Source organism: Pedobacter hartonius (assembly GCF_900107535.1).
In the GTDB taxonomy this organism is placed as follows: domain Bacteria; phylum Bacteroidota; class Bacteroidia; order Sphingobacteriales; family Sphingobacteriaceae; genus Pedobacter; species Pedobacter hartonius.
Genome location: NZ_FNRA01000017.1, coordinates 1 through 20,433 on the forward strand (window position 1 = coordinate 1; position 20,433 = coordinate 20,433).

Sequence of the window (20,433 nt, forward strand, 5' to 3'; positions counted from 1 at the left end):
AACTCCTTCGGGTATGCTTTTCTCTCTCGTGACATAATTTCTGTTAAGGTATGTAAATCCCTTAACTCCGTGTCTACTCAAATATAGCAAGTCCAATATCCTTTTTTTTCTAGTATTTTATAGGAATCATTAATTACTTTATAATCCACATTGGCGACTAGCCTAAATATATCTCGATCCAATTTTTGATTTGGAGAGACAATATCCTGATCTATAGCAAAACAAATTTGAGACGCTATGGAGTTTGCAGTATGTCTATTAACGAAACTGCCATTCCATATAATATCATTACAGATTTTAATTGCTCTATCATACTGATTTATATTCATAAAAGTAAAAACGTATAAATATAAGATTTAAATATAAAAATAATTATTTCAGAATAAGAAAATAATTATTAATACATTACCAGTGATACTGGTTGATAATTATGAATTACTGCTGTGAAGTAGATCAACCCAAGCGCAATGCGCTATTTCCTGGAATCAGAAAAAAATGATCAAAAAAGGGGAACCTATGCATTGAATGTCTTCGGACGGCTTATGATATTGAGCGCGAAATCAAGGATAAAGCTCCCAATGAGCGCAAACAAGCCAGACAGAAACTATCCAAACCTATATGGGTTCACTTTGGGCAGTGGCTTGAAGAAAACGCTGGGATGCTGAATGAGAAAAATGCTATTACTAAAACCTTTGCCTATACCATAAAACGATATAAATGCCTAGTGGTATATTGAAAACGGCACCTTAAACATTGATAACAACCCAATTGAGGGCAGTATAAGAGGAATTGCGCTCGGAAGAAAGAACTTTCTGTTCTGCGGCTCCCAGGAAGGGGCACAAAGAAGTGCCATGCTATATTCTTTCATGGGAACATACAAATTACAAGGCATTAATCCCATGGTCTGGATGGTAGACGTATTGAAAAAAATCAATAATCAACACACAGACCAAATCCAAGATCTTTTACCACACCGATGGAAAGAGCTGCAAGAAATCGAACCTGTGCGGTAGTGTTAGCTTAGCCTTAAGCTGTGGTTAATAACTAAGTATCTTTCTGAAAATTGCTTCTGCTAATAGCGGCGGAACTGCATTTCCAATTTGTTGTTGTATGTGAGACAAAGGTCCTTCAAAAACAAAGCTGTCCGGAAAACTTTGTAATCTGGCTGCCTCGCGTACCGATAACCCTCGATCTTGAAATGGGTGAATAAGCATATTTTTCCGATAGTTCGAGATTACTACAGATGGCTTATTAGCATCTAAACGCTTATAAATTCCACTGTGACAGTTACTGGTATTTGAATAGTTACCCATTAGTTCAGCTGGAATTGCCTTCCAATTTTCACCCTGCTTAATATGTTTGTAGCGCTCAATCACATAATCCTGATTTCGCGAGACAAAATTCTGTAGTGGTGTTACGGAATCTGCCCGCATCTTTGCAGCATATTCACTGATATCACTGAATGGCAAGGTATATTGCGCAATTGGAAAGTTATCACCATTGACGAGGACAGGTAGATCTGCTAGAGCTTCCTGTACATTTACTTTTTTATCGTGCTTTTGAGGAAACTCAAAATTTATTCCCTTGCGATTTCCTACCATAAAAAATCGATTACGATGTTGCGGCACACCATAGTCTGACGCATATAGCACAGCTTCTGTAGTATCATAGCCGATCTCCCGAAAACATTCCTTTATTTTCAATACTGTATTGCCCTGATTGTAGTTTGTTATCCCCTCGACATTCTCAAAAAGAAACCATTCGGGTTGCAATACATTGACAAAACGAACGAACTCAGAGAATAGCTTATTATTACTATTCTCATCACTCCTTGTCTTTGTATTTGAGAGTGAAAAGCCTTGACACGGCGGGCCACCGAAAACAATAAATGGTGAGGCACTGCCCATGTGAAACTTGGGATTAATCTTGGTAATATCTTCACACAACACCTTTACTCCAGGATGGTTACGACCGAAGGTTTTGGCTGCAGATGGATCCTTTTCTACAGCAAATCCAATTTTAATGCCGGCACTCTCCGCCCCAAGACTAAGTCCTCCGGCACCACTAAAAATGTCAATTCCTATTTTGTTTATTGTTTTCAATTTATTAGATATGTTATCTCCCAGTCCTTTATAATAATTAGAAGCATGTTTTTCTGTTAGATTAAACATTTGTGAAAGTACAAATTATAATTATATTTTTAATCCCAATGCTTCGTTAGTTTAGATTTAGTCCCTCTTCCCTTGCCGTGTCGTAAATCTGATACAGGATCTTAGCTTGTTTTTCCGAAGGTAAGGTGATTTGCTTTATGGACATTTTTTCGAGAATTCCTAATTGCATATTGCTTAAGCTCCGTATACCCTTATAATTCCTATAATGTTCAAAAATCATCTTCCAATTTGCATTGGTAACGTTGAGCACAAACACCTGATTGTCGATCGCTTTTTCAAGTATCTTAACGTCTTTACTTTCTTTTATTTTATAATTTTTCTCCTCACGGTAGATGAATAAGCGCTCGTCAAGTTCAGGGAAATCGATATCTATATTTCTAACGGCCTCCCAACACATGCTATTTTTTGCCCACTGACTGATGTTAGCGTAACCTGTTGCAGGATGCGTGATTTTTTGGTAAACCTGCTGTGTAATCAGCTTTAGCATTTCAATAAGCTCAAATGGGATTTCTTGCTGTTCCCAAATTAGATCGAAGTTAAGTTGTAAGCCTGAGGTCACAACAAGCTCTGAAAGATAAGAGATCGAATAGGCTACCGTCTGCGCCCTATATCCACCATCATACCATGCCGCTGCTGATACAAGCTTCTCTGTTGTTCTAAAAAGGATCACCCTGCAGATCGCATCCTTAAAATAGGTTTCTGTAATAGCCAGATTATCTTTTTCTAATAATTCAGTAATGTCCTCTGCAAATTTTTTAAAACTCTCCTGCGCACCTTTTGAAACAACATCAGGGCGCCGCAACCACATTATTTCAGTTTTAGAGAGAAGAGTCTTGTCGACCACTTGTGATTTAGGATTTTCCAATGCAAAGCTGTTTTTTTCAGCAGTCTTAAGATAAGCCTGACTGTTAAGATATTCTCCTCGTACACGCTCATAGAACCATTTAGTTCTGCGCTGGGCACCACCGATTGCAGGCGCATAGACTCTACTTGAATATTCTTTCATATCCTTATGGAACGGGCTGTTTGAAAAGAAATCCGAATTATTTATTTTGTTTTGGGTATTTGCATATTCAGCTACCTTGGATATGAAATCATCTTGCTTGCTGGCATCTTTTACAACCGAAAGTTTCATTTGGACAGAAACTTTGGAAACATCAATGAGTGAGGTTCGCTTAGCAGCATATATGGCAGAAGTAGTCTGTCCACCATTTACGATCTGAAAATTCTTAATCTTTTTTAGGTGGCCATCCTCACCAAGCTCAATCTCACTGGCTGTTGCAGTGATTCCATTGTTATATGCGAAGAACATCTCGGGCTTATGTTCGATAGTAATCTTTAAGCCCTTGTTAACATTGCCTTTAAACTGAAGGAAAGTTCTAACATTTTGTTCAAATAGCTTTTGACCATGCTCCTCATAAATGTCGACTAAGTGATCACCATTGATAACTGTAAGATAAGATTGATAACTATTTTCCTCATCATTAATCTTTAAACATGGTAGGTCGACCACAATATCAGAGATAGTAGACTTTGCCTCAGATTCATAAATGTTATGAAGATAATTGATGTCAATCACCCTAAAGTCAAGTGCAGCTCCCTCTAGTATATCTGATGGTAGCTCTAATAGATTTCTTGTTGCCTTTCCGTCTGTTAATAGCATTAACCTTACACGAAGCAGTTGTCTTTTTTGAAAATATTTATAAATATTGTAAGCCATGCTATAAGCTTCGGAAGTTTCCTCCATATCCTTGTACAGACCATCAACTGACCTAGTGAGAAAAGTCTTGAGGCGATTAAATTTTGCCTCCATCTGCATTCTCGTGAAAGTTTGGATTGACTCATCCTGAAAAAACTGGTGATTGAGGACAGTAAGTATCTTTCTGTCGTCATCATAGTCATAACCATAAACTTCCATTCCTTTTTTAATATACTCCGCTGGGGAATAGTTGCTTGTCATGTCACCAACACTGACCAGATCTTCACAAACTACTTCGAAGAAGGATTGGGCCTGCAGTAGACCTCTACTATCCGCATCAGTAAGTATCGACTGGAGAAAATCCTCATGAAATTCTTCTAAAGTTGCCATGGTGTTATCAAGTTAAAATGGTAATTTTTGTTCATATTTTTCACATTGTACAAGATCCAAGCTGTATTTGACGCCTGAAATTCGGGAATCAATCATATCGTTAGTAATCCTTGGAAAATCTGTTTCTACCTTGTAAGTCTTCGAGCAATCTATAGAGTAACTAGAAAATGGACCTTGTGTTATGCCTTCTATATAACCATAGGCTGTTAATCGTTCCTCAAAAATACCTAATATCTGAATATCCATTGGAGTAATCAGATCAATGATAGCCTTAACTAATGATGGTATATCCAATCCAGTTGATCCTTGGCTGAGAGCATAACATATAAGGTAGACCGGCTTGATATCCGTTTCCAACTGTCCCAAGGAAGATATTCTTATTTTGGGGCCTTTGCTGGATACATAAGACTTAACTTCCAGGAAGCACTCTTGCAGCGAAAAGTCCTTCTGATCAGAATCGGGACCAACCCATCCAATAATAGCGTTTCTGTAACCGATAGCGGGTATGATCAGATCTAAAATACAATATAATTCCGCGAAGAGGCCCATTTGTATCTTTTCAGGCATCGATAAAGGTCTATCTTCACTTAAGAATCTTTGCCAGCGCTTTATACGTTGATTTATAATCCTGATCATATCAGGTTCATCCTTTACTCTCGAGACTCGATCAACAATATCGCAACATACCGCCAAAAACATCTCCCAGTCTTTATTCTCATGTAGGATCAAATAAAATCTTGTGCCATCATTATCTACAGTCGCAATAGAGATTCCTTTCATTTGGCCAATAAAACTTTCTTGGGGCAGTGAATGATTAAAATGAAACATCATTCCAAATCTTCCATCATCATCACAGATCCAAAAGAGATTATGAATTGTCTTTAGATCAATTCTTCTGACTGTCTGAGAGTTCATATATCGCCATGGGTTTTCAGATAGATTCATAATTATTCCTCACCTTCATCTAGCCTGTCCTCAAGCTGATCTAAAAAAACTGTATTCACCATCAAACGAACTGGTTTCGCTTCTGACAAAGCAGTCCCGTTAAAACTTATCCCAAAAGCGGCAATTTCCTCCAACTTAATATCACCTTCTTTATTCTCTACCTCTAATAGATGGAGCATTAGTAGTGGCTTAGTCCTCATACCGCGAGACTTCTTTCGATTATTACTAACTAATCGCCTTAGTTCAGGATCTTTTATTGCAATCGCTTCTGATGTTCCAGATGACACCTGACGATTGAGAACCTCATAAGCACCATTCTTGTCGGCTACAACCCTTTGCTGACGTTTTAATTTAATGTCTTTATATGAGAACTCTTCTCCGTCACCGCTATACAGCGCAATATCCCATAACGTATCAGTCTGATTTATATATTCTTTTATAAAACCAATTGGCATCCTCGATGAAAGCCCAAGTTTATCCTTATCGTAGGTTTTATAAGTATTCACGAACTTTTTCACGAGGGATCTATCGATATCTGTCCATAATACACTTTGAAAATCAGGCGAATGGTTTGTCGGCAGGTTATCAATCAAGTCTTGTATCGCTCTAATATTATCAGTTATTACATTAGGTTCCTTTCTGAGATAACTGGTTTCCTTCAGCGAACCTTCAAGACGCATATCAAAATAATAATATTCCATATTATGCTGCTTATTTCTTGCTGTAACCTGGAGAGCACTATCAGGATTCTCTTTGATATAAAGCCCAAAGTCTTCTGGCGTCCTACGGTTTTCCGCCATAAGTTTAAAGTCGTCTACCAAATCTTCTGTCGCTCTGATGATCTCAGCAAAATCGTTGATTCTATCCTGAGGCATAAATATCCTACATAGATCTTCATACCCTGGTCTATATCCAAACCATCTACCCATCTGCATAAGTGTGTCATAAAATACAGTGTTACGTAAAAAGTAGCTAACGCTTAATCCTTCAACAGTAAATCCACGGGCTAAACTAGCTCCGCCAACAACAATAGCATTAGTCACTACATCTTTTCTATATTCTAATGGAATAGCGCTTTTAGCGTGCACATCTCGTATCACTATAGTTTCTACAAAGTTTGGAAATTCCAGGAGGACGTCATTCCAATTTAAATTTAATTCCTCGACGTGATTTTTGTACGTTACAGCAAGTTGTTTTAAATACACACTCATCCCTTCGCCGCCCTCTAATGCAGCATATGCAATTGTGTCCTTCTTTAGTAACGTTAAATATTCCTCGGCAAGCGTTGCCAAATTTTTATGTACATCAGTAAATCTTGTTGCATGTATCAACATACTATTATGTTTGTCTCCCTGACCTCTCAATCTTCTAATAGATATATTTATTAGGAAAAGTCTAATTGCATCCAAAAGATTTTCTGGTAAACATTCTAGAATGAAATCCTTTTTATGAGTGTATGGAATTACTGTTTCATGGTCATCTATCGCAATAAGATGGCGTTGATTGGTATCTATAAATATTTTTCTAGCTCCAAAATAATTTGTAGGAGCATTCAAAGCATAAATAAAATCTTTTGGAAAAAGATCTTTTCCAACTGAATCGTTATTCGCTTTGTGATCGATAAAAATATTAGCGTAAGGGGTTGCGGTATAGGCTACATACGCTGATCTCTTGAAAAGGCTTAGCAATTGTCGCAATCTTTTATTAATAATTGTTGGATCGTTTTCTCCTTTTGTATTTATAGAGGCATAATCTGATTCATCATCTATTACCAACATGGCATGTTCGATATCATTTCCCCGATATTGTTTTTCAAGCCATTCGATCACGCTTTTTAAGGTGCTGGTGTTTTTTTTGATTACTAAAAGCACCGGTACATTTACAGTCTCAAAATTGATGCCCTGTGCTAATCGATCTGCGTCCTGCCTATTAAAGTCACGTTGTGTAGTTGTCAAACTATATGGCGTAAGGTGTTTCCCTCCGTTACCAATTCCAGCCCCAACCTGTTCCCCTCCACTATAGCCAACAAACGATTCATTCATCCTCTCCTGTGTCTGATCCCTTAGATTGTTAATGCCTCCGGCAATAATTACAATAAATTTATATCCAGCATCTGCAGCCTTACAGACAAGAGATGAATAATTAAGTGTTTTACCCGACTGCACATGCCCAACAACCATCCCATATCTACTAAACCGGTCGGTGGATGGAGACTCAAGGTTATTCATAACGACATCAGTATCGTCATCCGTTGTTTTGACAACATTTGGAGGAAGGGATTTGTAGAGATATGTCTTATACCTGTCCCAGTAATATAAGTCTGATTTCCCTTTTGCCAAAGACGTCCACCAGGAATTATCTCTTAGCTGTTGTTCATTACCTTGAATAACTGTCCCATGCCGCATTCCAACATCAAAATGTACCTCGAACTCGTGCTTCAATTGTTTCCATTCAACGTCCTTCAGATCTATGAACTCAGACACTGAAAGAATGTTATGTAATATTAAAACAGGAACAGCGGCAATCACGCCTTGAAGATTGCTTATTTCTTGATGAATAGCAGCCTTGTCCAAGGGACTGGGCATTTTGTTGAGCTTATCAAAAATGTAGCCCTTTACGGCCTGATAACTATTTTTCTCCATCTCTTAACAATTCTTTTCTATTTATAAATATCTCTGTTTTCAATAATTCTTCGATGTAGTTTGGTGGCAAACCTGCACTCTTCAATCTTTCTGTCAGTTCTTCTACGTCTGAAATTGTTAGAGCAGTTTGTTGTTTTAACTGATGCGGACTATTTTGTAGCTTAAACTGTATTGCATCAATTGGAAGGTAAGCCTGCAGTCCTTTAAGATATAGTTGAAGCTTTCGTAATAGTTCTTCCGGAAGATCAGCTTCTAGATCTGCATACAATGGATGATCTTCGTTTATCGCAAAACGGAAATCTTCGTTCATAGGAAAAATCTCCCAAAATTGTATCAGAGTTTTATCTTCTATTTTCCGTCCCCTACCAGTAAATGGTTTCGATCCAATTTCGGTCACACGCGAGATTATACGTTTAAGATTAGTCTTAACGAGATCTGCAGGCTTTGCTGTTGATTTTTTTATATCAATGCCCCAATAGTGATCCATATCGTTGGGAATATCAATTTTTATTCGCACAAGTTTATGAGCGTCTACGGTTTTATGTAATCCCCACCACGTGCCATAAACCAGAATACGATTCTCTCTATACAGATAAAACCCCTGAGACCTAATATATCCTTCCTCAGTTGCATAATGCTCATATTCTTGCTGTGATAGCTTTGAATGATGTGGAAGAATAAAAGGTTGCACTGTAACTTCTGATGAATGAATTTTGATACGCTCAAGTGATAGCTGCTGAGTTGCTGGGTGATTTAAATTGAATGGATTAAATGGTTTAATTCCATTATTATTTAATGAAATTTTAATGGAGAGTTTATCAGCACCCTCTAAGAAACGATGGAATACTAAAGCTAAATGCTTACGAACCTGATCAATAACAGAAGTAAGTTCTGATTTTTCACAACGATCAATCGTTTCCCAACAAACTAATGTGCCGCTTTTCTGCGATTTTAGTTCCGCTAACAATGGAAGATCCAAAATATCCTCGGGAGTTTTCAATAACCATTGATTTTTCTCCGAAATGTAGTCTAAGTCCCATTGCTTACTGGAAATTTGGCTATCCTTTTTGGATACAACAGTCAACTTTCTACACTGCGAAAATGACGCTGTCTTCAAGCCAAGCCCAAATCTTCCGAGGTCATTTTTCTTTCTTGTGTCTTTCGGATTCTTAGTCGCTAGACGCATTGCCTCTCTTAGTTCAGACTCTGACATACCTGTCCCATTATCTAACATTGCAAATCTTATCTGAGGAACGGGTGTTAAATGTATACTTACTTGACTCGCACCTGCTGTGATGCTATTATCAATTAGATCAGCCACTGCAACTTCAAATGAATATCCAATATCTCGAATTGATTCAATAAAGTTTCCAACGTTAGGATCGACGACTTCGGTTTTGAACATTTAAACGGCATTAATTGTATAGTATTAGCTAAAGTATCGTTTTTTTATCTGCTAGCAGAAAAGACATAATCTTTTTTTTAAAGAAAAATATCGTCCGTCCATATTATTTTGACCAACATGAATTTTTAATCGTTTTAGTGAGCAAATATTTTCCCCCATATAATAGATGACTTATCTAATGTCCCTTAAGGCACCAGTAATTTGCCGTCAAGAAACTGAAGATTGCATCAAACCTAAATATCAAATTTAATAGGGAGAGCATGAAGTTACTTACGGTTTCCCGTAAGCAACTAATATTCTGAAAATAATTATCTTACAGCATCAAGCTAAATCATAATATAGTCCTTATCAAGGCTCTTTTTGCCATTAAAACTTAATCTGATACTTTTTGCCGAATATTGGACTTAGGCTATTTAGACTAATGCGAAAAGAGATGACACCCTGACTAAGTATTGATCTAAGTGAATCCCCATGATAGAATTCTAGCCATGAGAGCAGATAAAGTTTCATGGATCTTATCTTTTTTAAGATCACATTCCCAAACATCAATTATGCTCCACCCTTTCATCTCTAAATCATTATGATGTAAAGCATCTCTCATTTTATTACCAAAAATTTTGTTGCGCCACCATTCGGTCCTTGATTTAGGAATTACATAATATTTACATCCTTCATGTCCATGCCAAAAACATCCATGTACAAAAATTATCGTTCTGTACTTTGGTAATACTATATCTGGTTTGCCTGCAAGATTCTTCACATGCAACCTAAACCTAAATCCATGTTTATGGAGGTACTTACGAACAAGTAGCTCAGGCTTTGTATCTTTACTACGGATCTTACTCATATTATAAGACCGAACTTCTTTTGAATGCATATCAGACATATTATCTTAACATTCGACATATGAGTTTGTTCAAATAGAATTGCACCAGATTACGATGAATTTTCTCATGTATTTTTTTATGAAAATTACATACCGCCATATATCCACATACGCTACAGGAAGACTATTTAACCTTCCTGCCTGATCTGGATTTACTGCATCAGGACAATAGGGAGGAAGTAAAGAAGAAATTCGAAGATAACATCAAGCCGTTGATCACGATTGCGCTAAACCAACCTTGGGATCACCTTCCCTTACCGGGTAATACCCTTTAACAAAAGCACTCATTAGACGCGAGCGTTTTTATTTATCTGTTTTAGATATTTTTTTGAAGACTCAATTTGTTTAGCGAACAAAAGTCTTCCTCTGAGTCTTACTAATACCAATGTTTCTATTTCAGATTCTGGCAGATTGACCTTATTATCTTCTTTTATATTTTTAGTTCTCATATCACAAATTTGTTTTTTATAATCAGACAGATCACGTTGTTACTACCTTGATTCCCCTACTCGAATGTGAGTTTGATCCTGTTTTTGTCTACTAATTGGGTAGCCCGACGCTGGCACAATCTAACTTTACTACGGCAAAAGTAAATAAATAATTAATTACCTATCTATTTGAAATAAAAAATTTATGCCGATATAAATATTGGTAACGAAACGATAGGTAAGTGATTCCAGTGATGAAGGTAAATACTTAGGCTCCCTTCTTCGATTTCAAACTACCCATTAACTGACTGTACAGATCTTCTTCGGCTTCTTTCCGTGGTTTAAGCTTTTTGATAGTCGGCCTTTTTCCTTTTGCCTTAGCCTCGATCAGCTTCAACAGCTTTTTATGATAAGTGTCTTCATATTTTGAAACATCAAAATCTTCGGCATACTGGTTCACCAGCGCCAGGCCCATATCCATTTCCTTTTTACTAATGGTTTTGCTATCATCAATCTTCAGCTCATCAGCGTCCCTGATTTGCTGCTGAAAACGGATGCGGGTTACCACAAGAGCATTTTTAACCGGATGTATAATACATAAACTTTCTGTACTGCGAAGTACAAAGCGGGCCAGCCCTGCTTTTTTTGATTTCTTCAGCACCTGCAGCAGCAGATTATAAGCCTTGTTGCTCCTCACATCGGGCTCAACATAGTAGGATGTCTCATAAAACATAGGGTTAACGGAAGCGATATCTACAAAGCTTTCAATCTCTATCGTTTTAGTCTTTTCCGGCGCTGCCGCCTCGAAATCACTATCCTCAACAATCACGTAATTATCTTCCTTATACAGATAACCCTTCACGATCTTATCATAGGGCACTTCCTTCCGGGTGTTTTCATTGATCCGCTGGAACTTGATATGGGCATGATCCCGCCCGTCAAGCATATCCAGGTCAAGGGATGACGTTTCAACTGCTGAATACAATTTCATTGGGATACTAACCAGCCCGAAGCCAATACTCCCCTTCCAGATAGATCTCATAATTGTTCGTTTTTATCTTTGTTTATCCCGTGTGGGTGATGTGCTTCAATCTGATCTGCCAGCAAATGCAGTAGCTCTTCTTTAAGATCTGCCGGGTTCTGGCAAATATGCAGGTAATTGTATGCGTCTGGTTCAAAGCTGGCTACAAGCTTTCCTTCCTGGAATACTTTTACTTTACAGGTTTCACCATTTTGGTGCAGGTATTCACCAATTTCAAAATGGTGGATCTGCTGATCTATGCTGATACTTATCGGATAATTGTCCATAATGCGTTTAAACTGTTAATGCTAACAAATTATAATACATGTAGTTTTCAGTTTTGTGTATTGAAATGCACCTTACACACTATTCAGGTAAAATATGTTAGCGCTGAAGGCTTCTATAAAATCATTTAAGTTTTCCACATGCGCATATTTACTAAATATATTAGCATATTTTTGGCTTTATGGAAATCGGATATATAGCAAAGAGAACATTAGTGCCTACACTGATGGAGTGGGTAAGCAAATCAAGAATACAGAGCCATCTTCCGGAACATTGTATTTTTATCATGTGGCTGAATGATAGTATTCAATTTAATCTTTCAAAACTTTCCATTGATCCTACCGGTGGAAAGATCTTTATCTTTTTTAACCGCAAGCGTAATATGGTGAAGTTATTGCATACCACCAAAAGTGGGGAAGAACCAATATGCGCCGGAATGACAGGGTTTACAAATATGTAAGCCTATCGGTTCGTTCTATATGCACATTTTAGTGAGAGTCAGCATCGTCCAGAATATCCAAAGACAGCAGCTTGCTGGAACCTTTCTTATGTACAAACTCCTTCCATTTCTGTATTTGGTTTTGAATGCGCTCAAATAGTTCAGGATATACCGTTTGCAACTGACCATTCGTAATATCGAACCATTCGTGCTCGTTATTGCTATACTGGAAAAAGCGATCTTCTGTATGGCGGATGTAAACATTCTTGGTCGGTTGTTCTAGGTCAAAACCACCAATCTTACAATAAGGAGTTTCTCCCGAGCTTTTGACCGGAACCGGAGCGCAGCTGTATCCGTACGTTTCCGTAAGATTTAGGCTGAGGGTAAATGAGAATAGCTCGTAATGATAATGGTTAAGCTTGGACTGGGTAAGTAATCTGATGTATGGACTATCATGCGAGACCTCCTGCCAGGAAATCAGCGATTGTCTACAAGTAGAGATCGAACTGGCATGATTCGCAAAGTACCAGCGCCAGTCTTTAAGACCTGTCTTTTCTTCTTTGATAAGATCATCGATTTTGCGGCTATCCTCAAAGAATTTGTTCATGACATTGATTTTATCAAATACTGCGCGCCAGTTCTCGTCACGCTCACGGCTATTACCCCGTTTGTTACTACAGAAACTAAATCTCCCCGAGGACTTGCTGATGAGGTAATCCTCATAGCAGATAAAAGCCCGTTGTAAACGGCGGTAGGGGTCATCCATGTTCGTCTCTGTGAAATAAGACTGGAAACGTTCGGCCAGTTGGACAAAGTATTCTTGTTCGAAGTTCCGATCTACGGTTGCTCTTTTCAGTAAAAAGCCAATTTGACCATACAAATAAAAGTGTTGTTCGTACCGGAGCAGAACATCTTCGTCTATTTTGTAATTAAGTATAAGGCTGGCCTTTAAGCGTTCTTCGGCGACTTGTCCTTGAGCAAAATAAGCGACATCGCTGCCATTATTTAGGTTTTGAAGAATGGCAGCGTAATGTTTTGAAAGCCTGTCGATCGACACAATCGCGGAGACGTATTCAGGCAGTTCATCAATGCGGGAGTTGTAAATAAGGTTTTGGATTACGCGCTGCCAGGAACAAAAGGCTTGTTTATCTTCTTGCTCATAAGCATTTAGAGGTTTGTTATACTTAACAACAAAACATAATATCCCATAAAGGAAAGCCCTATCCGAGTAGCTGTAAAGTTTTTTACCTGAAAATAGTACTGATGAGAAGCTTAGATTGGGGTCGATGAACGTATGTGCGCCGTTTATCCTTAGGAGTGCGTCTAATATCTCCCAACCTTTTCCTCTTAGTTGTCGAAGTGCTTTGAAGACATAATTGATGCTTTCAGTATTGAAAATCTGATGGGTTGAAAAGAAGCTAAATGGTATAATATTGTCTCTTGTATCAATATCCAATACATTGGACAGCGTGCGCCTTTCGCGGTAAACCGGCGTCGTCTCTGTTTTTAGTGTCCGAAGGAGATCATATTGCGCTAACCGGATAAAGAAATTCCATTGGGCAGCGTCTACGGATTCAGGGCTAAGTTTTTTTTGCCAGAAGATATCTGCCCAGGAGATGTCCATATGATCGTCCCAATTTGCGATAGCAATAATTATACTTTCTTTTTTGATATGATCGATTAGCCAGGATTTGAAATTTTCGAACTTGTCAAGCTGTCGCCCGCGCGCATTCATTTTGACATAAAGCTCGTCTTCCGCATTAATGCTATCTAAATCAAAAAAATCGAAAGTAATTGGTCCATTTTCTTCATTGGCAAGCTGGAAGTAGGTCTTTATATCTTGTGGATTAGCATCTTTAAAATGTTTGTGTATTTCGTCAAGCACAATTAACATACCGGATACTGTAGGATCATGCAGCCAATTGTCAAAGAATTCTTTATGGTTGATAATCGAGACCGACGGCTGAGTCTTTGGGTTCAGGTCGTTAACATTTAGTTGGTCAAGATGTGTGCAGAAAAGATTTGAGCTTTTTCGTGTTTTATAGGTGAAATTACTAAAGTCGATCAAATGGCTTTGGTTTCCCCTGACAGCAAGATAACGATATAGCAGGTAAAGCGTGGTCATGCGTTGTTGCCCGTCGAGCAGGATAAGGCGGTCAGCTCGAATATTTTTATCCAGTTCATCAAGATCGTACTCGAGGCCGAGGGCTAAAGAAGACGCATATTGTTTGACGGAACTGAGCAGCAATTTCATTGCTCTAACATTCTTGTTCCTTGACTCATCTTTTTCACCTCCCCGGACTCGGCCATAGATGAAGTCTAGGTGAATCCTAGTATTGCTGGTAATGGCGCTCGCCAGGTCAGCGACGAAACGTTCCCTGATCTCGGTAGCTTTAACACCGGTCCTACCCTGCGCGTAATCACGCTGAATAACTGGTATTTCGATTCGAAAATTCCGGATAAGTTTGGGGAATGTGTAACTTGTGGCCATGATAGGTATCGTTGTTATATGTATGGTTGTGGTTGTTCCGGAAGATAATTGTTTAGGAGTTTCTCTATCCCCTCTTTGTAGTCCCGGGCATCATTGATGCTCCAGAAAGAGACATTGATGCTGTCGTGATTCTTACTATAGTATTTACAGAAAGCGTTGCGTGTTGCCAATGGAATGAAACGGTCATCCTTAGTCTCTACGGCATCCAGAATCATTTCGCGTTTCTTAAAAAATAGGCGATTACTCAGCGCTGAGTTGGTCTTGCTATCTAGCAGCGCCATGTTACCGATGCCGTGCAGCTCTAATTTTGCGGTGATCTGATCGCTGAGCTGTTTCAGCCGATCTCTAAAGTCAGGATTGATCTTTGCTTCATGCTGACTTTGGCTCAATTCCTTGATAAAAACTTCTAAAGACCCTTTGATTTCAATTTCGACGTCAACGATGCGGACTTGTTCATTAGCCCATTGAATAGCCTCGCCTATTGTACTGAGATCTTTTGGGCTTTGGGGATGGATATGTTCTCGTGACCATATGTTTTCAGGGTTATTATATCGCCAAAAAGGAAAGCGAGCGTCCGGCAACAATAACTCATAACTCAATACATTGAACCATAGTAGTGTATTTCGAACGGGCCCTGGTTCATCAACATAGTGTAAATTGTCAATATGATAGGGATGATATTTGACCTTGTTCTTTTCCCGGACGCGCAGAAATAAGTTTTTGATCTGTCTTATGAGCTCTTCTTTGAACGCGCTTTTTGATGTGCTTTCATTGCTCCATCTCAGAATTTTCACGAGGTCTGTACTCCCAGTCGCGGTAAGGAATCCGATACGGTGATAGGTATAGGTATCCTGTGACCAGTCTCGTAGGCGCTGGTACTCACTGACTATCTTTTTCCAGTTCTCCGCGAGGTCCTCACCTACTTTACGCGCACTTTCCCATTTTTTGTAGACCTTACGCTGATCGTCGGTGCCCGGAGTGATACCCGCCTCCAATTGCAACAAAAAGTCGATACGTGTTGATAGCACTGCACCGCCGAGAAACCACCAAAATTCTCTTTCCTGTAGGCCTGCTTCTATCGTTTCCCACTCGAAAGCGAACTCCGCGATCTTTAGATCTCTTATCTCTGTATTTGGATATTCCTGAAATTGGAGCAGGACCATGGCTTTGATTAGTTCCGCATCAGTCAGGGTGATCTTACCAGCATTAAAGTTCTTGAATATTTCCTCCGAACTTTGATACTGATCGACGATCTCGTACCAGATAAATGCCGTATTGTTTAGTAATTTATTCTTAATGTAGTGCGGCGTAACTTCTCCGCGATTGAAAAAATTGTGTACGGTATTATAAGCTTGATAAAAATGATAATTGTCGATGTTATCTTCTTCGGGCTGTTGACTGATCAATTGTTTCCAGTCGTCATTATCCCCAAGTGGCTTTTTGTGAATTGTTCTCAGGAAGTGTTCGCTGCCAGTACGGGTTTGATAACATAAGGTGAAATGCGGAATTGCCTTATTTATGTATGAAAGAATAATATAAATGGTTGATAATCGCTGCTGCCCGTCGATTACATCAAAGCGACCGTTAATAATTTCGTGTTGGCCTTGATCTTTTTGAACATCTTCTTCTGTAGCCGTGACCACGAGAGGTTGCAGGCAATAAATCTCGTTTGGATCGCTTTCCGTGATATCGATTAGTAATTCTTCTACTTCTTTGCCGCTCCATTTATAACCTCGCTGGTAGTTCGGTATCCGGAATATTTTGTCGGCCAGTTCAGCAACTGGGAATAATTGGTTTTTGGGCATTAAGGTTTTAAGTTAAAAAAAATCAATAATATTACAATGCGTGATAATACATTGCTAAAGGCATGACAAATAAAAAATTCCTTTATGGAAATCCTAAAAATACTCAAGCTAAAAATGCCGCCTCCCGCAACATTCGGCAGATCGCAGCGTTTGCTAGTCCTGCACATCTAACGGCCAAAAAAATCATCCGTTATAAATACCTGCTGCCTGGATATTCCGCTCCATAGTACGCCATGATTCCGCTGCAAAGATGGCATGGTAGAACTTATAGATTCGATTTCGTCGGATATCAGTATTTTACCCATTCCAACTTAAATTTATAGCCCATTTGCTTTATTTTTAGATAAGTATCATATAATGTAATCTTGGAGAAAAATGAAAGGTTAAATTTTTTCCCTCCCTTTATAATTCGGAATACAATGGTAACTTCACTTGGAATGAACCTTGCCATGTCATATTGGGAGCGGATGGCAGCAGTCTTTATTTCCTTTTTGAAATCTTTTCTAAAACTAACATCGTTTAGCATAAGCCTTGCCGAAACCAGTCCCTGATTGAAGAGATGGCTGAGCTTGGATGCATTACCTCCCTCTTTGACATGGATAATCTCTTTATTCTTGTTTACAATATCTGCATACTCGATCTTTGTCGGCGCACCAGTATAAAATACCTGGTCCATTACTTCATGTTCTATCTGTGCGAAATTTTGAAGATACCCCGTTTCTGTTCCAAAAAAAGTAGTCTCCGAACCTTCAAATTCAGCTTTCCTAGCTGTCAGATGGTCAAAAAATCTAGTTACTGTCTTATAGTAATTCTTCTCCAGCTTGAACCAGACTCCATTTGTGAAAACGTAATAATTTTTATTGAACTCAACCTCACAAGATAGCGACCTGTAGAACGAATAACTTTTTTTGTGGGCATCATTGCCGTCATAAGTTTCTATGGTAAGTTTATTCAGATCATGGGCAAGAACAAGATGCCCAGCATTACGGTACTCTTCTATAAAATTTCCAGCATCTGGATAGTCCGACTCAATGTATGATCTGAACCCACCGTAACAAATGTGATCGATATCGAAATAGTTGATAATTTCAGGGTACGACAAGGTAAATCCCTCTGAGCTGTCAGCCGCAATTGCGGTATTGACTGCATTTTCAAGTTCGATGTCAAGAAGGTCTTTTAATGCCTTGTCCTTGACTGGCGCAACAAAATCAATCCAGTTAAAATTTGTTTTGTAGCTGACCTGTTGATATCGGCTAAAAATCTCGCCGCTTTTTTTGATAATAGAACTGCCCGCAAGGTCTGCTGTGATCATTAAGCTTTCACTGCCCACCAACCCTTTAGCAAATGAGCTGTCAATTGAGACTCCAGCAATCTGGCTGACCAGGTCTTTCATAATATCCAATTCGAATTCCGAGATGGCGCCCTGGGTAGCAAGCTGAACACGCTTACTTTTGGCCTTTCTGTCGATGGTCTTCGAGTCAAGGCTTCTTATCCCATTGACATTGATAGTATTGAGTACGACCTTCATACCAAAGTCCCATTCTGTCTTGCCTTCTATAAGGTCATGTAGACCATACCCAAATATATAGACCAAAAACCTATCGGAGATAGGTACAAAAAGCAAAGCGGCAGCCCCTTGGTTTTTTAGGTCAGGGATCTTCTGATTAAGCCCTTCTTCCAAAAAGCTTTTCCAGGATGGGGTTCCATCATAAGACTGTCCATAGTAGAGCTCTGAACCTTTTATATTGTCCCAGTCTTTTAGTGGGCCCTGCAGTCCATGATCATGTTTCAATAGATCTTTGACCTTAAGGGTTGGCTTACCTAATCTTGTTGTAAGTTTCATATTGAGAGGTATATTAGTAGAGCAAGCTTTTCTTATAATAATTCTATTTTTCTAAAATGTATTGCCATTTGTTTCTGGACAGTCTTGTCATAATCTGATTCTGAATCATTTGCTTTCCCTATTAAAATAAGCAGCTCAAGCAACAGCAGGAATGCAAGCCATATAAAATAAACCCCTGCCGCTATAGTAGATTCTTTCAAAATGCTAAACATAATTCCAAGTTCATCTAAAAAACCAATTTTATTGTTAACCTCTTTTTCAAGATCGGCTTTCACGCTAAGTAGTAGCATATCTTTTTGGGTTTTAAGGCTATTTAGCGTGGATAATTGTGCATCGATTGCAGGAAGTTGATTTATCTTTGGATTTGCTATCATTTTTATAGTCTTAGAAGTCGACCTTTCCATTGCAGTTTTACTCGTGGTAGTTTTAGTAGCTGTGTCTGTGGTAAACTTTGTAATTGGTACATTGCTTGTACTTGTTTCCACGGAGGATATGGTAGGATGCTTATTAAAATCATCAACTATTTCTTTTCGTTCACTTTCTTTGATAGCTATAGAAGTGTTTAGCTGCGCGATTTGGTCGCTAATTTGTTTGGTCTTACCTGGTAGAAGATCTTCCACCTGTTTTTGATTGCTTTTAAGTTTTGCTTTCTCAATATCATCTTTAAAGATTATCTGATCGATCACCAAAGAGCCTATGATGGCCATTAATAGGGCTAACCCTATTCGGGTTAATTTTAACCATTTATTAGCTTTATCAGAAAGCAACACCTGTTTTTCAATTTGAATGATCATTAGTACTGCAGTCAGTGCCCCGAAGATACTTCCGGGAACATCTAGCTTCATGTATGTATGACAAAAACAATAGCCCACAAAAGCCCAAACAGTTACCACAATTAATAAAGCAGCTGTGTACTTCCTGACTTTCCGTACAGAGATTTCGCTGCAATTACTAAGGATATAGAAATCGTATCCTGTCAGAAAGCAACAAACCTTCAGCCACCAATTCTGAAAATTTTTCATCTAAAATCGTTTTAAAATTGTATGATGAGATATTGCTGAAAGTCCATTCATGAAACCACGAGTATAACTTATGATCATTCCCTGACTATCACCAGTATTACTACGGTGTTCTGCTTCAATTTCAAGAACTTTCAAAACATGACTCTCAGCAATGCACTTTTTCATTTTTAATTCATCAACTACGTCCACCATACCACTTCTAGATCTACTGTCAATGTGGAAATCGATTTCTTTGATAAAATCCTCATAGAATGTCTTTACCCGTCTTATGGTTCGATCCAGCTGATTTTTTAACGCCTCAAGATTTTGATCCAAATGGCTGGCATCTGGGTTCATCAAAGCATCCTCATAACCTTTGTTCTCATGATTCTTATCTAGGAAATCAAACAATAATTCGATATTATTTTCAGCCTTTCTTACTGAAACCTCATCAGTTTTACCCGAAAGTTCTTTTTCATTCTCGATGAATAGGCGTTCTGGGATTTCCATTGCTTTTGGCACATTGGTAGACTCGGTCATAACCAAAGGATTTGTAGACATTTCTTCTACTTTGTTTCGTCTTAAAAAATCAAACATATCATATATAGATTATTGGAACTTTATACTTAGCGTGTCCACGCTGATGACATGAACTACAAAGAGTAATTAACATTCTATCAGGATATTCCCACGGAGCCTTAAATTTTTTCAGCGCATTTATGTATTGATATTGTCTATGATGAACTTGTAAATCTTCATTGAGCCCACATATCACACACTTGTTATTGTCAAGTAATAATATATTGCCTCTTTTTTGTTTCCATCTAACATCAAAAAGTAAGGTGCCGTACGAACCATGCTTGTTAGGATTCGGTTCAGCTTTACTTTCAGAATTATCTTCTTCACGAGTATATCTTCTATAAATTTCCATAAAACCTGTTAGCTAGCAATTTTGCCTATTTGCATCATCAAATTTATATAG

General features: G+C 38.4%; 17 protein-coding genes and 1 pseudogene. 4 read left to right on the forward strand and 14 right to left on the reverse strand.

All coding sequences use genetic code 11. The features are described from left to right. Positions 1 to 520: 520 nt before the first annotated feature. Together BLW16_RS24110 and BLW16_RS24115 are read left to right on the forward strand one after the other, a co-directional pair. A pseudogene (locus BLW16_RS24110) lies at positions 521 to 830 on the forward strand (IS66 family transposase); the annotation flags it as partial. Between the two features lie 36 nt (positions 831 to 866). Then, complete coding sequence (locus BLW16_RS24115) at positions 867 to 1,013, forward strand: transposase domain-containing protein (protein WP_175470674.1); 147 nt, start codon at positions 867 to 869, stop codon at positions 1,011 to 1,013. Between the two features lie 24 nt (positions 1,014 to 1,037). Here the strand turns inward: BLW16_RS24115 and BLW16_RS21450 are convergent, their stop codons facing one another. The 9 genes from BLW16_RS21450 to BLW16_RS21485 form a co-directional block, all read right to left on the reverse strand. Then, positions 1,038 to 2,171, reverse strand: coding sequence for a DNA cytosine methyltransferase (locus tag BLW16_RS21450; RefSeq protein WP_175470675.1), 1,134 nt, complete (start codon positions 2,169 to 2,171; stop codon positions 1,038 to 1,040). Positions 2,172 to 2,217: 46 nt separating this feature from the next. Further along, a complete protein-coding gene (locus BLW16_RS21455) occupies positions 2,218 to 4,260 on the reverse strand; it encodes an AIPR family protein (RefSeq protein WP_090559939.1) in 2,043 nt (680 codons plus the stop codon). Between the two features lie 12 nt (positions 4,261 to 4,272). Continuing rightward, a complete protein-coding gene (locus BLW16_RS21460; RefSeq protein WP_090559940.1) occupies positions 4,273 to 5,205 on the reverse strand; it encodes a PD-(D/E)XK motif protein in 933 nt (310 codons plus the stop codon). Between the two features lie 2 nt (positions 5,206 to 5,207). Beyond that, positions 5,208 to 7,847: a Z1 domain-containing protein gene (locus tag BLW16_RS21465; RefSeq protein WP_090559941.1), complete on the reverse strand. Its 2,640-nt coding sequence runs from the start codon at positions 7,845 to 7,847 to the stop codon at positions 5,208 to 5,210. After that, positions 7,834 to 9,252 carry an ATP-binding protein gene (locus BLW16_RS21470; RefSeq protein ID WP_090559942.1) on the reverse strand — a complete coding sequence of 473 codons (1,419 nt, stop codon included), beginning with the start codon at positions 9,250 to 9,252 and terminating at the stop codon, positions 7,834 to 7,836. The genes BLW16_RS21465 and BLW16_RS21470 overlap by 14 nt, the downstream gene beginning before the upstream one ends. A 457-nt stretch (positions 9,253 to 9,709) precedes the next feature. Then, the gene (locus tag BLW16_RS21475) at positions 9,710 to 10,129 is read right to left on the reverse strand and encodes a very short patch repair endonuclease (protein WP_245735409.1); all 420 of its coding nucleotides are present in this window, start codon (positions 10,127 to 10,129) and stop codon (positions 9,710 to 9,712) included. A gap of 296 nt (positions 10,130 to 10,425) precedes the next feature. Next, positions 10,426 to 10,587, reverse strand: a complete 162-nt coding sequence (locus BLW16_RS23365) for a hypothetical protein (protein ID WP_175470677.1) — start codon at positions 10,585 to 10,587, stop codon at positions 10,426 to 10,428. A gap of 247 nt (positions 10,588 to 10,834) precedes the next feature. Next, on the reverse strand, positions 10,835 to 11,608 hold the full coding sequence (ku, locus tag BLW16_RS21480) for a non-homologous end joining protein Ku (protein WP_090559944.1): 774 nt from the start codon (positions 11,606 to 11,608) through the stop codon (positions 10,835 to 10,837). Next, positions 11,605 to 11,874, reverse strand: a complete 270-nt coding sequence (locus BLW16_RS21485) for a hypothetical protein (RefSeq protein WP_090559945.1) — start codon at positions 11,872 to 11,874, stop codon at positions 11,605 to 11,607. The genes ku and BLW16_RS21485 overlap by 4 nt, the downstream gene beginning before the upstream one ends. A gap of 179 nt (positions 11,875 to 12,053) precedes the next feature. On the opposite strand from BLW16_RS21485, the gene BLW16_RS21490 reads away from it, so the two are divergent. Continuing rightward, complete coding sequence (locus BLW16_RS21490; RefSeq protein ID WP_090559946.1) at positions 12,054 to 12,332, forward strand: hypothetical protein; 279 nt, start codon at positions 12,054 to 12,056, stop codon at positions 12,330 to 12,332. A 28-nt stretch (positions 12,333 to 12,360) separates the two neighbouring features. On the opposite strand, the gene BLW16_RS21495 is transcribed toward BLW16_RS21490, so the two are convergent. Next, positions 12,361 to 14,802, reverse strand: coding sequence for a GmrSD restriction endonuclease domain-containing protein (locus BLW16_RS21495; protein WP_090559947.1), 2,442 nt, complete (start codon positions 14,800 to 14,802; stop codon positions 12,361 to 12,363). A gap of 14 nt (positions 14,803 to 14,816) precedes the next feature. Then, entirely contained in the window at positions 14,817 to 16,607 is a 1,791-nt protein-coding gene (locus BLW16_RS21500; RefSeq protein ID WP_090559948.1) for a DUF262 domain-containing protein, read from the reverse strand. Positions 16,608 to 16,669: 62 nt separating this feature from the next. Here BLW16_RS21500 and BLW16_RS23370 point away from each other — a divergent pair, with 62 nt between their 5' ends. Beyond that, complete coding sequence (locus BLW16_RS23370) at positions 16,670 to 16,834, forward strand: hypothetical protein (RefSeq protein ID WP_175470678.1); 165 nt, start codon at positions 16,670 to 16,672, stop codon at positions 16,832 to 16,834. A gap of 62 nt (positions 16,835 to 16,896) precedes the next feature. Here BLW16_RS23370 and BLW16_RS21505 read toward each other — a convergent pair whose 3' ends face one another. From BLW16_RS21505 to BLW16_RS21515, 3 genes are read right to left on the reverse strand one after another with little or no spacing between them, the layout of a single operon-like run. Continuing rightward, the gene (locus BLW16_RS21505; RefSeq protein ID WP_090559949.1) at positions 16,897 to 18,450 is read right to left on the reverse strand and encodes a DUF6119 family protein; all 1,554 of its coding nucleotides are present in this window, start codon (positions 18,448 to 18,450) and stop codon (positions 16,897 to 16,899) included. 32 nt (positions 18,451 to 18,482) lie between these two features. Next, positions 18,483 to 19,472: a DUF4407 domain-containing protein gene (locus BLW16_RS21510; protein WP_090559950.1), complete on the reverse strand. Its 990-nt coding sequence runs from the start codon at positions 19,470 to 19,472 to the stop codon at positions 18,483 to 18,485. Then, positions 19,473 to 20,048 carry a hypothetical protein gene (locus BLW16_RS21515; protein WP_245735410.1) on the reverse strand — a complete coding sequence of 192 codons (576 nt, stop codon included), beginning with the start codon at positions 20,046 to 20,048 and terminating at the stop codon, positions 19,473 to 19,475. Positions 20,049 to 20,433: the final 385 nt, after the last annotated feature.

Bases quoted from the DNA above. Each gene is read 5' to 3' on its own strand.
- BLW16_RS24115 (WP_175470674.1), top strand. From the start codon at position 867: ATGGGAACATACAAATTACAAGGCATTAATCCCATGGTCTGGATGGTA.
- BLW16_RS21515 (WP_245735410.1), bottom strand. From the start codon at position 20,048: ATGTTTGATTTTTTAAGACGAAACAAAGTAGAAGAAATGTCTACAAAT.
- BLW16_RS21475 (WP_245735409.1), bottom strand. From the start codon at position 10,129: ATGCATTCAAAAGAAGTTCGGTCTTATAATATGAGTAAGATCCGTAGT.
- ku (WP_090559944.1), bottom strand. From the start codon at position 11,608: ATGAGATCTATCTGGAAGGGGAGTATTGGCTTCGGGCTGGTTAGTATC.
- BLW16_RS21455 (WP_090559939.1), bottom strand. From the start codon at position 4,260: ATGGCAACTTTAGAAGAATTTCATGAGGATTTTCTCCAGTCGATACTT.
- BLW16_RS21505 (WP_090559949.1), bottom strand. From the start codon at position 18,450: ATGAAACTTACAACAAGATTAGGTAAGCCAACCCTTAAGGTCAAAGAT.
- BLW16_RS21490 (WP_090559946.1), top strand. From the start codon at position 12,054: ATGGAAATCGGATATATAGCAAAGAGAACATTAGTGCCTACACTGATG.
- BLW16_RS23365 (WP_175470677.1), bottom strand. From the start codon at position 10,587: ATGAGAACTAAAAATATAAAAGAAGATAATAAGGTCAATCTGCCAGAA.
- BLW16_RS21495 (WP_090559947.1), bottom strand. From the start codon at position 14,802: ATGGCCACAAGTTACACATTCCCCAAACTTATCCGGAATTTTCGAATC.
- BLW16_RS21500 (WP_090559948.1), bottom strand. From the start codon at position 16,607: ATGCCCAAAAACCAATTATTCCCAGTTGCTGAACTGGCCGACAAAATA.
- BLW16_RS21485 (WP_090559945.1), bottom strand. From the start codon at position 11,874: ATGGACAATTATCCGATAAGTATCAGCATAGATCAGCAGATCCACCAT.
- BLW16_RS21510 (WP_090559950.1), bottom strand. From the start codon at position 19,472: ATGAAAAATTTTCAGAATTGGTGGCTGAAGGTTTGTTGCTTTCTGACA.
- BLW16_RS23370 (WP_175470678.1), top strand. From the start codon at position 16,670: ATGACAAATAAAAAATTCCTTTATGGAAATCCTAAAAATACTCAAGCT.
- BLW16_RS21450 (WP_175470675.1), bottom strand. From the start codon at position 2,171: ATGTTTAATCTAACAGAAAAACATGCTTCTAATTATTATAAAGGACTG.
- BLW16_RS21470 (WP_090559942.1), bottom strand. From the start codon at position 9,252: ATGTTCAAAACCGAAGTCGTCGATCCTAACGTTGGAAACTTTATTGAA.
- BLW16_RS21465 (WP_090559941.1), bottom strand. From the start codon at position 7,847: ATGGAGAAAAATAGTTATCAGGCCGTAAAGGGCTACATTTTTGATAAG.
- BLW16_RS21460 (WP_090559940.1), bottom strand. From the start codon at position 5,205: ATGAATCTATCTGAAAACCCATGGCGATATATGAACTCTCAGACAGTC.